This window comes from Micrococcus sp. HMSC31B01 (assembly GCF_001816085.1).
Lineage (GTDB): Bacteria > Actinomycetota > Actinomycetes > Actinomycetales > Micrococcaceae > Micrococcus > Micrococcus luteus.
This window is the reverse complement of the sequence record NZ_KV825319.1, coordinates 1-897: the sequence shown is the minus strand read 5'-3', so window position 1 is coordinate 897 and position 897 is coordinate 1. Positions and strand designations below refer to the sequence as shown.

Below are 897 nucleotides of genomic sequence, written 5' to 3'. Positions count from 1 at the left end.
GGGCGCGCTCGACGGGGCCGGCGGTGCGGTCACGGGCCCGCAGGCGACCAGGACGGCCGCGAGCGCGGCCAGGAGGACGGCGGGGAGCGAGCGGCTCCGGCGGTGTTCCGTGCGTCGATCCCGACGCCCAGCGCGCCCCGTGTCCACCTGTCCCATGCGTCCATCATGACGGACGCCCCCGGTAGGCTGACGGCAGCACCGCCGGGCGGCGCCGCGCCGCCCGGACACCCCACCCTCTGTGCGAAGGAGAGTCATGGCGCACGACGTCACCATCGAGATCCCCGCGGGCTCCCGCGTGAAGTACGAGTTCGACCACGAGACCGGCCGCCTGCGCCTGGACCGCGTGCTCTTCACCTCCATGCAGTACCCCACGCACTACGGCTACTTCGAGAACACCCTCGGCGAGGACGGCGACCCGCTGGACGCCCTCGTGTACCTGCCGGGCTTCGACCTGGTGCCGGGCTGCGTCGTCGAGGCCCGCCCGATCGGCGTGTTCAACATGACCGACGACGGCGGCGGCGACGCCAAGCTGCTGTGCGTCCCGGCGGACAAGCGCTACGACCACATCACCGAGCTCGAGCACGTGGAGGAGTCGCTCAAGCAGGAGATCGAGCACTTCTTCACCCGCTACAAGGACCTGGAGCCGGGCAAGTGGGTCAAGGCCGAGGGCTGGGAGGGCCGCGCGGCGGCCGAGGCCGAGCTCGAGGCCTCCATCCAGCGCTTCAACGCCGAGGGCGAGGAGTCCCCGACCGACGAGCCCCAGGGCCGCGCGGTGGACACCGAGGAGGCGCAGCCGGCCACCGAGGAGGGCGAGGCGACGGACGAGCCCCAGGGCCGCTGATCCCCGCACCGCCCACGCGCGCGACGCCGGCCGCTCACCCCTCGGGGTGGGCGGCC

1 protein-coding gene is annotated in these 897 nt (G+C 73.6%); it reads left to right on the top strand.

Features of this window, described 5'->3' with window-relative positions; genetic code table 11:
* Window positions 1-253: 253 nt before the first annotated feature.
* Window positions 254-841, top strand: a complete 588-nt coding sequence (locus HMPREF3105_RS10180; RefSeq protein WP_069941985.1) for an inorganic diphosphatase — start codon at window positions 254-256, stop codon at window positions 839-841.
* Window positions 842-897: the final 56 nt, after the last annotated feature.